The organism is Parabacteroides sp. AD58 (genome assembly GCF_023744375.2).
GTDB lineage: Bacteria > Bacteroidota > Bacteroidia > Bacteroidales > Tannerellaceae > Parabacteroides > Parabacteroides absconsus.
In genome coordinates this window covers 1,753,663-1,768,265 of sequence record NZ_CP146284.1, presented here as the reverse complement: position 1 = coordinate 1,768,265, position 14,603 = coordinate 1,753,663, and the positions used below count along the sequence as shown (strand labels likewise).

Below are 14,603 nucleotides of genomic sequence, written 5' to 3'. Positions count from 1 at the left end.
AATAATTGTTCTTTTCGGGCGTTTATGGGCTGGGAAACAGGCAGGCCGGCCGCATGTCGGGCCTTGCCTGCCTGTTTTCCGGTTTACCGGCTGACCCAGCGGTTCAGATGATTATGAGGTGTCTGAAGCACGAATTTATAGAACGATGAAGCCGGCAGTCCTTTGATCCGATAACTCCGGTCGGATGCCGGTACGGTATCCAGTTTGATCCACTTGTCTTTGCCGCCTGTCTGAAACTGGTTGCCGGTGGCGGCATAGATGGTTACTTCGGCATTCGGGTTCAGGCAGTCCCACGAGAGGATGATGTCATCGTCATATGGTGATGTCTTCATGTTGGCGATGTCTACCGGGCCGACAAACGGCATGCCGTCTTGTTCCCATAAGACGTCTTGCGGCACCTCGAAGCCCATAAAGCGGCAGATCGACGGCGTGATGTCGGTAATGGCCAGTTGCCCGTCGTGAAAATGCCGGTTCACCGCCTGGTTGGTCGAGATCCACGTGGTCCTTTCCCGTTCAGACTGTCCGCCGTGGTCGTGCCCGTTTTCCGTACGTCCGTGGTCGGTGGTAACCACAACCATCCATTCTTCATCGAAATTTGCTTCCCGGTACTTCACGGCCTCCCATATTTGGGCAATCTGCCGGTCGGCCTTCAGCGTGTACTCGTCGAAGAAAGCCCCGTTACCTTCGATGTGTCCGGCATCATCGGTGTACCACAAGTAAACCCAGCTTAAGTCGGGCGCGTCTTTCTTGATGCCTTCCGCGGCCTGTTGGGCCACCAGCTCGTCGATATCAAAGATATGCAGGTCTTTTTCTTTCTTCGGGAAACGCTTGGTGTCCAGGTCGTAGCCGTCGCATACATAGTCTATCTTCAGGTAGTTCGTCTCCGGTTTGCCTTCGCCCAACAAGACCGTCCGGTTGTCTGTCCAGCTCGAATAGATGGCCGTCTTGTAATCTTTCGGCTGTTCCTTGGCAATCCGGAAGATAGTCCAGTAATTGTAATTCGGTTTCAGGTTGGAATTACCGTCTACACGGTGTTTGTTCATCCAGGTAGCCGTCAATAAATTGGTATAACCAATGGCCGAGATCGTCGGCGTCTGCGAATATCCGCCCACTTCACCGCCCGTATAGGCCCGGTCGAACGAACCCCGGCCGGCAATCTCGTCGATGGCCGGAGTATTCAGCCGTTCAATCATGTCGGCAGGTACGCCGTCTACAATAATAAACACAGCCTTTCGCGTAGTGGCAAATGCCGAGGCCGTCCATAACATACAACATAAAGCAAACAGTCTGCATTTCATGATACTTGTTGTTTTTATAGTTGAAAAATTGGTCTATTCTGGGGGCAAAGGTAGGGATAAAATTTGAAAATACAGGACATATCTGAAAGGACTCCTGTTAATGGTAAAATCAATTACCGAGAAGGAATAATATGAAATTCCTTAGGAAATAGCTTTAGCATATCTGTCAAAAAGCTTTATGACTAATATGGTAAAGCTTTATCACATATATGGAAAAGCTTTTTGACAAATGTCAAACAATTACTTTCTAATGACTTTTCAATCACTTCCCGATAAGAAACAGCCAATAGAAAGACAGCCGTCAAAAAAGAATAGAATAAGATTAAGAATAAATGCTTATTTTTGTGCGAAAAGAAATTTGCTAAAATGGAGATGTAGAACAAGGAGAATGGATGTTCCTTATGATTTAAATAAGGTAAAGAAAGGAGATAAGAACGCATTCCGGTCTTTCTTCGGGTATTTTTATCCCAAGTTAATGGCCTTGGCTTGCCGTTTTGTTGACTCGCAGGCGGCCGAAGATTTGGTACAGGATGTTTTTGCATCGTATTGGGAGAAAAAACAGCAGATAGAAGCGGATGATATTCATTCATTCTTGTTTAGATGGCTTCAGAATTCCTGCCTGAACCATATCAAACATCAAATGATCGTAGAAGATTACGAAGAACGTGTGCGCATTGCCGAAGCCCGTCTGGAATCTAAGGGAAAATCAGAAGAGCAGAATGAGGTGTTGAAACATATCCTGAGTCAGGATCTGAGAGAGTTGGTAGAAAAAGCTATTTCAAAATTGCCCCCGAAATGTGCGGAAGCCTTCCGCCTTTATTATTTTGCCGATTTAAGCCGGAAGGAAATAGGAGAGCGGTTGCAGGTTTCCAATCGGACTGTAGAAGGTTACATCCGTCAGGCTTTGCTATTGTTGCGGGATGAATTACGCCCGATTTTCTTCTTGATTTTTATGTTATAGGGCATAACTGCAAAAATAACAGCCTTTTTACTGCGTAGTTTTACCTTCTTGGATTGTCGTCTATATAAACAACCCCAAAAGGATGATGATAAATGAAGATCTATTGATCAGGTTTCTCGAACAATCCTGTTCGCCGCAAGAGCTGAAAGAAGTGGATGAGTGGATTCAGGCAAGTCCTGAAAACCGGGACCAGCTCTTTGAGCTCGAACGAGTGTGGAGCTTGAAGAACGAATGGCATTATGCGCAGCCGGCACAGATAGACAAGGCTTATCGGACTTTTACAAAAAAACATTTCAAGAAGCAGGCTACTTATTGGCCGGCTTTCCTGAAGTATGCGGCTGTATTGATTTTGGGTGTTTTCGTTGGCGTTGGCGCATACGTAACTTTGCATGAGCAGGAAATAACGGCAGCCATGAATTTTGTAGAGGTGCCGGTCGGAGAAAGGGCCAGTCTGCGTTTGTCTGACGGGACATTCGTATGGCTGAATTCGGGCAGCCGGTTGGAATATCCTACTCATTTTGCGATCGATAATCGGCAGGTCCATTTGGATGGAGAGGCCTATTTCGAGGTTAGCCGGAATGAATCGAAGCCTTTTATTGTGCAGACTAACAATTTGGATGTGAAAGTGCTGGGTACGAAATTCAATATTTCTTCGTACGACCAGGAAGAGACAAGAGTAACCTTAAAAGAAGGAAAGGTACAAGTGGACTGCAATGCCGGAAAAGAATCCTATATTTTGCATCCCAATGAACAGATCATTTATTCGGAAGAAAAAGGAGTGGAGCTGATGCAAGTAGATGCCAACCGGATTTCTTCGTGGACTACCGGTGATCTGAGTTTTGTGAACGAGCCGTTGGAATACATCGTGAAAATCTTGGAACGGCGATTTGATGTGCAGATAGAAATTGATAGTCGGTCGTTGGCGGAAAAAACATTTACCTGTACAGTAAAACATGTGTCGACCGTTGACCAGGTGCTCGATCTGTTGCAAAAGACACAAAACTTGACTTATCAGAAAAATAAAGAACAGAATTATATTATTCATCCTATAAATTAAAAAGCCTATGGGGAAGGTTAGAAAGAGAGAATAGCAGATTTTTTATTATTTGAAAAGAATGTATCGTTCTTAGATCTATTTACCAATTTAATATTTTACTTATGGACATAATAAAGAAAAAGAGGCCGCAAAGAGGGAAGACGGCCAGCCTAAAAAAAGTTCTTACCGTTTCGGGTTGTATGTTTCTTTTGATTGCATGGGAAAACACGCCTGCTTGGGCAAATCATGCGGATGCACGCTATGCGCAGGTAACTACATTTACTTTTGATTTGCAAGAAGCAACCGTGCAAGATGTATTGATGGCTATTGAAAATCAAAGTGATTTTTATTTTACGTATAGTAGTTCTCAGGTTAATACCGACAGGCTCGTTTCAATTAATATAAAGAATCGGAAGATTACGGATGTATTGGATGAGCTGTTTGCCGGGCAGAATATTGGTTATACGATTGAAGACAGACATATTGTATTATTCTCGACAGCCGGGAAAAAGAATGCGAAGGTGGAGGCTGTACAGCAAAAAACAAGACAGATAAAAGGTACGGTACGTGATGCTGCTGGCGAACCGGTTATTGGAGCCAACGTGGTTGACCTGACATCGCCTTCCAACGGAACTATTACCGACATGGATGGTAACTTTACGTTGAATGTGTCTGATAATGCCAAGTTGCAGATTTCTTATATCGGCTTTGATTCCAAGGTAGTCTCTGTAAAGGGACATGATGCTTTGCAGGTTGTTTTGGCAGAAGACTCCAAGGCTTTGGAAGAAGTGGTTGTAGTAGGTTATGGAACACAGAAGAAAGTGAACTTGACAGGTTCGGTCGCTTCTGTCAGTTCGGATGAAATTAAAGACCGTGTTCAGAACGATGTATTAAGTTCTATACAAGGTACGGTTCCTGGTGTGACGGTTGTTTCACGTCCGGGAAAAGATGCTTCGATTAATTTCCGTGGTCGTGGTAATTTGGGAACGTCAGAGCCGCTGTATGTCATTGACGGTGCCATTGCCGACGCGACCTTCTTTTCTAACCTCGACCCGAACAGCATTGAAAGCATTTCGTTCTTGAAAGATGCAGCGTCGTCGGCTATCTATGGATCTCGTGCCGCCTATGGTGTTGTGTTGGTAACGACAAAACAAGGAAAAGAAGGACGGATGGATGTTTCGTACAGCGGTATGGTTGGTATGAAAGCCCCGACTTATACACCAGACCTGGTGAATTCGTGGGAATATGCCGAACTGTACAACGAAGCTCTTTATAATACGAATCCGGCAGCAGGTAAAAAGCAGGGATTTACAGACGAGCAGATTGAACTCTTCAGAAATGGTTCGCAGCCGGATTTATATCCGAATACCAATTGGGTAGATCTGCTGTTCGATGATTGGGCTGTAACGACCAAACATTCGTTGAACTTCTCAGGTGGAACCAAGAAACTGCGTTATTTTGCAGGCTTGGGTTATATATATGATACAGAGAATGTACGAAACCGGGATACCCGCAGATATAATTTGAATTTGAATGTTTCGTCGGATGTAACAGACTGGTTGACATTCAGAGGTGGTGTGAAGTACATTCAGCGCAATAAGGATGTTGATGGTGGAACACCTTCATTCGATAATATGCTGATCGTTCCAAGTACCTTTGTTGCACAGCAGTCAAATGGAGAGTGGGGTTCTGTTGAATCGGGCCACGAAGCGAGTGGTACATTTGCCGGTGGAAACCCGCTGCGTGCTTACAGTACAAACGACTGGACAAAGAATCAGGTAGAAAATACCATGTATGAACTGGCCTTCGATTTGAAGCCTGTCAAAGGGCTGGTGATAACCGGACAAGCTACTTATAAGTCTTATTCGTATAAGAATAAATATTATAATAGTTTGAAAGACGATGTTCCAAGTTTCCTGAATCCGGGGACTGTGATTGGTGGTACGGGAAATACTATTAACTCGATGGAAGTAAATTGGCAGAGTAATAATTTCCTGACTTATACCGGAACAGCCAATTATAGCTGGACGAAAGGAATCCATTCATTCTCTGTTTTGGCCGGTGTCTCTTACGAACATTACAAGGCTGAAACCTTAATGGCTTCCAGACAGGATTTCCCGGCCGATTCGTTTGAGGATCTGTCGGCTGGAGCGACTTCCGGATCTCTGTACAAGAATGGTTCCAGCATGCAGGAATACAAGATGTTTTCTTATTTTGGCCGTGTGAACTATACCTTGATGGACCGGTATATGTTTGAAGCGAATTTCAGAGGTGATGCTTCTTCCCGTTTCCATGCGGATAACCGTTGGGGTTATTTCCCTTCTTTCTCTGCCGGTTGGAGAATCAGCGAAGAAGCCTTTATGGAAGATACGCGGGATGTGATAGACAATTTGAAGTTGAGAGCTTCGTATGGTACGCTGGGTAATATCAATAACGTAGGCAATTATGACTATTTCCAGAATTATGGAGGTCGGAAAGTTTGGGGAACAGACGCTTACTATTCATTCAGCGATTCTCCGGCTAAAGTCATCGAAGAAACCAAACCGGCGAATCCAACCCTGACTTGGGAAAAAGTAGCGTTGGCCGATATTGGTTTGGACTTTGATTTATGGAATGGAAAACTGAGTGGTACCGCTGATTATTACGTTAAGAATACAAGTAATATTCTGTTGCCTTACAATGTACCTCTGGAAACGGGTATTTCTACGGCTCCTTCCCAGAATATTGCCAAGGTACGTAATAAAGGATTTGAATTGGCACTGACTCATCGTAATACGATTAATAAGTTCTCGTATGTGATCGGGGCTAATATTGCGACTAACTCGAACAGAATTACCGATATGGCTGCTTCAGATAACAAAATAGACAATGTGAGTGGTCATGGTGTTGCCAAGTATATATCAAAGGTAGGAGAATCAGTAGGATCATTCTATGGATTCAAGAGTGACGGTCTGTATACGCAGGAAGAAATCGATGCCGGACATTATTATACTTATGGTGGTGTTACGCCGAATGCGGGTGATACCAAATTTGTTCCTCAGCGCGATTTAAAGTGGGGCGAAGAGATTACAGACGATGATAGAACCATCATCGGATGTGAAGTGCCTGACTTTACGTATGGAATCAATTTGTCGATGAATTATGCGAACTTTGAATTCTCTGTTTTCGGCCAGGGAGTAAGCGGGGCTGATGTCGCCTTTGAAGTATATCAGGTGCACCCGTTCTTCCACGGACAAGATAATCCGAGAGCCTATCATTTAGGACGCTGGACAGAAGAGAATCCAAATCCGAATGCCATTTATCCGCGTATCTATACGGCAAGTAGTCCTCATACAACTTATAACCGGGCGTTTAACGACTATCATATTTTTGATGCAGATTATTTCCGTATCAAGACTTTATCGTTTGGGTATAATGTACCGAAAGATGTGATTACTCGTTTGGGCCTGTCTTCGTTGAAGGTATATATAACAGGTGAAAATCTGTTTACCATCCGTGCAGATCATAAGATGAAAGACTTTGATCCGGAAGCGACAAGCAGTACAATTCAGGCATTAGGAACCAAATCATTGGCGTTTGGTGTGAATGTTTCATTTTAATTAGTAAGGAGTATTGTTTATGAAGATGCAAGCAAAAAAAATAATCATGTTATGCGCTTTGGCAGGAGCGTTTTCATCATGCGATATGGATGTGGTTCCACCAGCCGAGATTTCTGCCGAAAATTTCTGGAAGACAGAGAAAGATGCCTGGTATGCCTTGAATGGCTGTTACCAGTCTATGCCCGCGTTGGATATCTGGGATGAAATGTGTACAGATAATGCCCATAGCCATAAACCTTGGGAAGGAAATATGGAAATGGTACAACAGAACGGTATCAATACGGCTTCTCCTTATGGCGATTACGACTTCAGTGCCATCCGTACAGCCAATACCTTTATATCGCGGGTTGAAACGTGTGATATGAGTGACGAGCTGAAAGAACGTATGAAGGCGGAAGCGCGCTTTTTCCGGGCATTTGCCTATTTGGAGCTGACCCAGTATTTTGGAAAAGTTGCTATCGTAACGGAAGAATTGCCGTATGATGCTCCCAATGTGCCACGAAATTCATTGGAAGAGGTGAGAAATTTTATTTTGGATGAATTGGCGCAGGTAGCAGAAATTTTGCCGGAAAGCTATAATGGCAGTTTCATGTATGAGTCGGGACGTGTAACCAAATATGCTGCTTTGGCTTTGCGGGCAAGAGCCGCTTTGTATTTTGGAAATTATGCGGAAGCAGAGAAGTCGGCAAAAGCTGTTATGGACAGCGGTAAATATTCTTTGTTCAAGCTGACTTCGTTGAGCGCCGCTCAGGAACAGGAAGCCAAGGAAATGGATTTGTATATTGATTTTGAATCGTTGGGCATTGATAAAGACAAATTCATCAAGGGAATGTTCAGCTATGAGTCTTTATGGCAAGGCGCAAATGCTACACCGGCTAATCCGGAGTATGTATTGACACATGAATATATGGAAGATCCGTATGCTTATGATGAGAATCGGTACACGTACTTTATCCCTTTGTCAATATCTATTCACCATGGATATTCTTCTTTCGAGCCTATGCAGGACTTGGTAGATGCTTATTGGAATATTGACGGAAAGACTATTCCTGATAAAATTCCGGTAGAAACTCGTAAGGCTAATTACGAAAAAATATGGAACTTTGCAAAAGGATTGAGCGCGGATGAGTACAAAGCATTTGCTACAAGCCCGGATTTGATGACGTATGATTACATGAAGGAATTCAAGAACCGCGACAGCCGCTTGTATGTAACATTGCTATTCCCGTTCAAAGGATGGCATGAAACAGCTGCCGGGGAAATCTATTATAAATGGGATCCGGATGTGGTTAATAAGAATGGTAATGAGTCTTGGACAGGTTTCAGCTATAGAAAGATGGTTGCCTGGAATCCGTATAATTATAGTTTGTATGGTTCGGCCGACGATTATCCGACCATTCGCTATGCGGAAGTGCTTTTGACGTATGCTGAAGCCCGATTGATGACGACCGGCTATGATGAGCAGGTTCGTGCAGCGTTGAATCAGTTGCGTGACCGTTGTGGTATGCCGGATGTACCGGAATCGTTGGGTAAGCAAGAAGCGATTAACTTCTTGCGGAATGAACGTCGTATCGAGCTGGCCGTTGAAGGTCATCGCTTTGATGATGTTCGCCGCTACGGAAGTGATTATTGCAAGGAATATCTGAATGGTCCTTCTACGGCACCAGACGGTTCGGTTGTGGTAAACAAGACATGGAATGACCGCTTATTGCTGATGCCGATACCGACAACAGCGATTGATGTGAATCCATTGTTGAAAGATGATCAGAATCCGGGTTATTAATCCTGATTATATGATGAAAGTGCCCGGATCTGTTCGGGCACTTGATTTATGGAAATAAATGGATATTTACAAATTAGTTTGAGCATGAATAAATATGTGTGCGTGTGTATAGGAGCATTGAGCTGCCTGCTGGCTTGTTCGCCTAAACCGGCAGTACCGGACGGAGACAGCCAGTATTTACCGTATGCTCCGGATGGAATTCCCTTTGTGGTGGCCGATTCGATGTGGAAAGCCGATATGCAGGGGAATCATCGGGCGGTAGTAGAAGTAAGTGGTATAAAAGAGCAGAAGGCGGTGCAGGTGTATTTGCCTTGGCGCAGACCGGACTTGCGGCCGGAGACGAAAAAGGTAGTGGTGGTGGATGCTCAATCGGGCTCGGAAGTAAAGAACGTGAGTGTGTCTGACTTTTCAGCAGAGTCGGCCACTGTGACGTTTGAGCCGGTTTCGGGTGATGGAATCTATTATGTGTATTACCTGCCATATAAATATCGGAAAGGATGGAATGACGCTCGTTATGGCAAGCCGTGGAATGATTATCTGCCTCCGGTTTATGAGGCGGATGAGGCTTGGAAATCCGGCTTGACGGCGGCTGTTCCGAAGGCAAAGGTGCTGCGCTTTGAAAGCCGTTCGCGCTTTGATGCCTTTACGCCGATGGGCCTGGCGGCTACGGCACGCGAGATGGACAGTCTGAAACAGGTCTATCCGATGAATCCGGTGCTTTTCCCCGAAGACCGGGCGTTCCCGATCCGTCTGGCCAATGAGCTGCCGGTCCGCTGGGTAAAGAACGGATCGCCGGCCGGCTTCGAGGGTGTGGCGTTGCGGAATGAATATTATACGTGGCAGATTGGTGTCTGGGCCGCTCATGAGGCCGTGAAGCAGGTGCACCTTGACTTTTCGGATCTGACCAACGGTTCGTCTGTCATTCCGAAGGAGGAGATAACCTGCTTTAACCAGGAAGGCATTAACTGGGATGGAAAGCCGATTACATTTACTGTAAATGTGCCGGAAGGAAAGGTGCAGGCGCTGTGGTGCGGAGTACAAATTCCCGAAGACGCCAAGACGGGCACTTATAAAGGAAGTGTGACCCTGAGTTGTGAGGGCGGAGCACCTCAGACGATTCCGGTAGAAATCCGGGTGGAAAAAGAGGTCCTGGCAGATAAAGGAGATAATGATTTGTGGCGTCATGCCCGGTTGAGATGGCTGAATTCGACTATCGGAGAAGATAATAACCCGGTGAAGCCTTATACGGCCATGCAGCTGGACGGGAAGACCGTGACGGCGACGGACAAGACCTTGCTTGTAGGGGATAACGGACTTCCGGCTTCCATTCAGATCAACGAGAAGGAAGTGCTGGCCGCGCCGTTCCGTTTTGTGGTTGTGACCAACCAGGGCACCATTCCTTTTGAGGCAACGAATGTTTCGCTGAAGAAGAAGGCCGGCGGCTTAGTTTCGTGGACGGCTTCATCCACGCAAGATGGAATCCGCTTCGAGAACCAGGCTTCGATGGAATATGACGGGTATGTGCATTATGACCTGAAGGTATCGACCGACCAGCCTCTGGTCGTGAAAGATATCCGGCTGGAAACGAACTATACGCCGTATGCGTCGGAGTATTTCATGGGAGCCGGATTCAGTGGCGGAACGCGTCCGGTGTCGTATCAATGGGACTGGAAAGGTCCGTGGGACAGCTACTGGATGGGAAATGCCAAGGCCGGTCTGCATGTGGAATACCGCGGAGGCAGTTATCACGGTCCGTTGCTGAATGACTATAAACCGGCTCCGCCAAGGGCCTGGGCGAATAACGGAAAAGGAACGATACGGGTTTCCGGACCGAAGGGCGGCCAGTCGCTCGTCGTGGCCAGTACCGGTGTAGATACCTTGTCGGCCGAGCCCCGCAGTTATGAGTTCGACCTGCTGATCACCCCGCTGAAGCCGGTGAATACGGCGAAACATTTCTCCGAGCGTTATTACCATGCGCCTCATACCGGTTTCGACAAGGCCGCCGAAGAAGGAGCCAATATCATCAATATCCATCACGCGCAGAAGCTGAACCCGGTGATCAATTATCCGTTTATCGTACAGGATTCACTGAAAGCCTTTATTAAGCACGAACATGAATTCGGACGGAAGGTCAAGCTGTATTATACCATTCGGGAGCTGACTAATTATACGACAGAAATCTATGCGCTGAAGAGCTTGAACCATGAGATACTGGCTGCGGGTGTCGGGTACGGACTACCGTGGCATTGTGAACATCTGATCGACGATTATCGTCCGGCCTGGTACACCGAGTTGCCGAACGAGACATCCGATGCGGCGTTGGTATTGTCAGGTTTCTCTCGTTGGATCAATTATTACCTGGAAGGCTTGCGCTGGATGTTCGAGAATTATGACCTGGATGGCATCTACATGGATGATGTGTCATTCGACCGCCCCGTGATGAAGCGGATGCGGAAGATCATGGAAAAGTATCATCCGGGTGCGCTGATCGACTTGCATTCCAATACGTGGTATTCCGTTGGTCCGGCCAACCAGTACACGGGTTTCTTCCCTTACGTTGACCGTCTGTGGTTTGGCGAAAGCTTCCGTTATAACGAGATGCGTCCGGACGAATGGTTCGTTACCTTCTCGGGCATTCCGTTCGGGCAGATGAGCGAGATGCTGCAAGACGGCGGAAACCGTTTCTTGGGAATGGTGTATGGAACGACGGGCCGTCATTCATACAGCAAGTATTCGCCGGCTCCGGTCTGGGCGTTGTGGAAATCGTTCGGCATAGAAGACGCGAAGATGCTCGGGTATTGGGATGAAGATTGTCCGGTGCAGACATCGGATCCGGAAGTGAAGGCAACAGCCTATGTAAAACCGGACCAGGTTTTGATATCGATCGGTAATTTCAGTGCGAAAGACAAATCCGTCAGATTGACGTTCAACTGGAAAGCTTTAGGATTCGATCCGGCACAGGCGACGCTCGAAGCTCCGCAGGTAACCGATTTCCAGGAAGCCCGTTCATTCCGTCTGGATGAATCTATTCCGGTGAAGACGAAAGAAGGCTGGTTACTCATCCTGAAGAAGAATTAAAGACTGAGGCCGCCGGGCGGTCTGATCAAGTGATATATATCGGCAGGTTTGCATCATATCCGGGCAAATCTGCCGATTTTTTCATGTCGGCTGATAGATAAAAAGGCGCTTCAGTTTTTCTTCTGCCGGAGCATAAAATCGGTAAGAATCTTGCATTTATACCAAAACCTTGTTACATTTGCCAAAATGTGTTAGTGAAACACTTCTTAATCCGAATAAAATGAGAACCATGAAAAGATTCGTAATGACTATTTTGGCAGGATGCCTGGCCGGAAACAGCCTGTTCGCCCAGAAAGAACAGCTGAAACATGGGTATCCGATTGATCCTGTACCCTTTACTTCCGTGAAAGTTTCTGATTCCTTTTGGGGGCAACGCCTGAAAGCGAGTCGTGAAGTAACGATCCCGCTGGCCTTCAGCAAATGCGAGGAAACAGGGCGTTACCGTAACTTCGAGCTGGCAGCGCATCCGAGTGACACGACGAAAGTGACAGGCTATTCGTTTGACGATACCGATGTGTATAAGACGATAGAAGGTGCCAGCTATTCCCTGCAGACCTATCCGGATAAACAACTGGCGCATTATATGGACAGTGTGCTGGATATTGTGGCGGCAGCCCAGGAGCCCGACGGCTATCTGTATACGGCCCGTACGATGAATCCGAAGCATCCGCATGAATGGGCCGGCAGCAAGCGCTGGGAAAAGGTGGAAGAGCTGAGTCATGAATTCTATAATTTGGGGCACATGGTAGAAGGAGCCATTGCTCATTATCAGGCTACGGGCAGTAGGAAATTCCTGGATATCGCCATCCGCTATGCAGATTGTGTGTGCCGTGAAATAGGCGATGGAGAAGGACAGGTGGTACGTGTTCCCGGTCATCAGATAGCTGAAATGGCATTGGCCAAATTGTATTTGGTAACCGGCGATCAGAAATACCTCGACCAGGCCAAATTCTTCCTGGATAAGCGCGGTTATACTTCCCGGAAAGACGAATACAGTCAGGCACACAAGCCGGTCATTGAACAGGATGAAGCCGTGGGGCATGCTGTTCGTGCCGCCTATATGTATGCCGGCATGGCCGATGTGGCTGCCCTGACAGGCGATACATCGTATGTACATGCCATTGACCGTATCTGGGATAACATTGTCTCGAAGAAACTCTATATCACGGGTGGTATTGGCGCGACCAATCAGGGCGAAGCCTTTGGCAAGAATTACGAATTGCCGAACATGTCGGCTTACTGTGAGACCTGTGCGGCCATCGGGAATGTCTATGTCAATTACCGCTTGTTCCTCTTGCATGGAGATGCCAAATACTATGACGTACTGGAACGGACCTTGTATAATGGCCTGATCTCGGGCGTCTCACTCGACGGTGGTGGATTCTTCTATCCCAATCCGCTGGAATCGATGGGTCAGCACCAGCGGCAGCCCTGGTTCGGCTGTGCCTGCTGTCCGTCCAATATCTGCCGCTTCATTCCTTCATTGCCGGGTTATGTGTATGCAGTGAAGGATAATCAGGTGTATGTGAATCTGTTCATGGGCAACGAAGCCGAACTGAAAGTAGGTGGGAAGAAGGTCATTCTGCATCAGGAAACCCGTTATCCGTGGGACGGCCATGTGACACTGACGGTAGATAAGAACGCAGCTGGAACGTTTGCGATGAAGATCCGTATTCCGGGCTGGGTGAGAAATCAGGTTGTACCGAGCGATCTGTATACTTATTCCGACGGGAAACGCCCGGGTTATTCTGTAAAGGTGAACGGTGAAGCAGTCACTTCTGCTTTGGAACAGGGTTATTTCACCATCGAGCGGAAATGGAAGAAAGGTGATCGCGTAGAACTGCAACTGGATATGGAAGTCCGTACCGTAAAGGCAAACGGAAAGGTGGAAGCCGACCGCGGCCGTATGGCGGTTGAACGCGGACCGATCGTCTATTGTGCGGAATGGCCGGACAACAGCTTTAATGTTTTGAGCCTGCTGATGAACCAGCACCCGCAGTTCGAAGTAGTAGAAAGACCGGATTTACTGTATGGATTGAACCAGATCAAGACGCCGGTGCAGACGTTGGAATACGACGAACAAGGACGTCTGGTGGTGAAAGACCAGGAACTGACGTTGATTCCCTATTATGCGTGGGCACATCGCGGACCTGGAAACATGGCTGTCTGGCTGCCTTCTGAAGTCCGGGCAACACGTCCGGTAGCCATCCCGACATTAGCCTCGAAGAGTCAGGTTTCGGCATCACATCCGGCCAAGTCGCTGACAGCCATTACCGACGGACTGGTCCCGGCCGACGAGAATGACCGCACCATCCCGTATTATCACTGGTGGCCGAAGGAAGGAACAACCGAATGGATCGTTTATGAATTCCCGGAAAAGACAGAAGTCTCCAGCTCGACGGTTTACTGGTACGACGATGCGCCGTGGGGAAGTTGCCGTTTGCCCCGTTCTTGGAAAGTCTATTACAAGAATGAAGCCGGCGAATGGACGCCTGTATCCGAAGCCGACGCTTATCCCGTCTCGAAGGGAAATCCGAATACCGTTCACTTTGCGCCCGTCAGCACGTCGGCTGTCAAACTCGAGGTGGTTTTACCGGAAAAGTATGCTGCCGGGATGTATGAGTGGGAGATTCAGTAATACCTGCCGGCAAGCAGATCCGGTAGTTTGTTGATAATCCAATATATAAAATACAGTTTCCAGTATCGAAGAATCAATAAATTTCGTACTTTTGTCGATTCTTAGAGACGGCAGACAGAAGGCCAGTCTGATTTCCTTCGCCCGAAGAGGCATATCGGAAGACTGGCCTTCCGTTTGTGATAACGGGTCTTTTTAGATGCAAATAGTGAA

General features: G+C 47.0%; 7 protein-coding genes. 6 read left to right on the top strand and 1 reads right to left on the bottom strand.

Annotated features, from left to right (window positions below; translation table 11 throughout):
• Nucleotides 1–83 precede the first annotated feature (83 nt).
• A complete protein-coding gene (locus NEE14_RS07755; protein WP_251968571.1) occupies nt 84–1,298 on the bottom strand; it encodes an alkaline phosphatase family protein in 1,215 nt (404 codons plus the stop codon).
• Between the two features lie 388 nt (nt 1,299–1,686).
• On the opposite strand from NEE14_RS07755, the gene NEE14_RS07750 reads away from it, so the two are divergent.
• From NEE14_RS07750 to NEE14_RS07725, 6 genes are all read left to right on the top strand, one after another.
• On the top strand, nt 1,687–2,259 hold the full coding sequence (locus NEE14_RS07750) for an RNA polymerase sigma-70 factor (RefSeq protein ID WP_251968572.1): 573 nt from the start codon (nt 1,687–1,689) through the stop codon (nt 2,257–2,259).
• 82 nt (nt 2,260–2,341) lie between these two features.
• Entirely contained in the window at nt 2,342–3,316 is a 975-nt protein-coding gene (locus NEE14_RS07745) for a FecR family protein (RefSeq protein WP_251968573.1), read from the top strand.
• Nucleotides 3,317–3,495: 179 nt separating this feature from the next.
• A complete protein-coding gene (locus NEE14_RS07740) occupies nt 3,496–6,894 on the top strand; it encodes a TonB-dependent receptor (RefSeq protein WP_251968574.1) in 3,399 nt (1,132 codons plus the stop codon).
• A gap of 19 nt (nt 6,895–6,913) precedes the next feature.
• Complete coding sequence (locus tag NEE14_RS07735; protein WP_251968575.1) at nt 6,914–8,677, top strand: RagB/SusD family nutrient uptake outer membrane protein; 1,764 nt, start codon at nt 6,914–6,916, stop codon at nt 8,675–8,677.
• An 84-nt stretch (nt 8,678–8,761) separates the two neighbouring features.
• Nucleotides 8,762–11,755, top strand: coding sequence for a glycoside hydrolase domain-containing protein (locus NEE14_RS07730; protein ID WP_251968576.1), 2,994 nt, complete (start codon nt 8,762–8,764; stop codon nt 11,753–11,755).
• Between the two features lie 229 nt (nt 11,756–11,984).
• Entirely contained in the window at nt 11,985–14,393 is a 2,409-nt protein-coding gene (locus tag NEE14_RS07725; RefSeq protein WP_251968577.1) for a glycoside hydrolase family 127 protein, read from the top strand.
• Nucleotides 14,394–14,603 lie beyond the last annotated feature (210 nt).

Bases quoted from the DNA above. Each gene is read 5' to 3' on its own strand.
- NEE14_RS07755 (WP_251968571.1), bottom strand. From the start codon at position 1,298: ATGAAATGCAGACTGTTTGCTTTATGTTGTATGTTATGGACGGCCTCG.
- NEE14_RS07750 (WP_251968572.1), top strand. From the start codon at position 1,687: ATGGATGTTCCTTATGATTTAAATAAGGTAAAGAAAGGAGATAAGAAC.
- NEE14_RS07745 (WP_251968573.1), top strand. From the start codon at position 2,342: ATGATGATAAATGAAGATCTATTGATCAGGTTTCTCGAACAATCCTGT.
- NEE14_RS07740 (WP_251968574.1), top strand. From the start codon at position 3,496: ATGTTTCTTTTGATTGCATGGGAAAACACGCCTGCTTGGGCAAATCAT.
- NEE14_RS07735 (WP_251968575.1), top strand. From the start codon at position 6,914: ATGAAGATGCAAGCAAAAAAAATAATCATGTTATGCGCTTTGGCAGGA.
- NEE14_RS07730 (WP_251968576.1), top strand. From the start codon at position 8,762: ATGAATAAATATGTGTGCGTGTGTATAGGAGCATTGAGCTGCCTGCTG.
- NEE14_RS07725 (WP_251968577.1), top strand. From the start codon at position 11,985: ATGAAAAGATTCGTAATGACTATTTTGGCAGGATGCCTGGCCGGAAAC.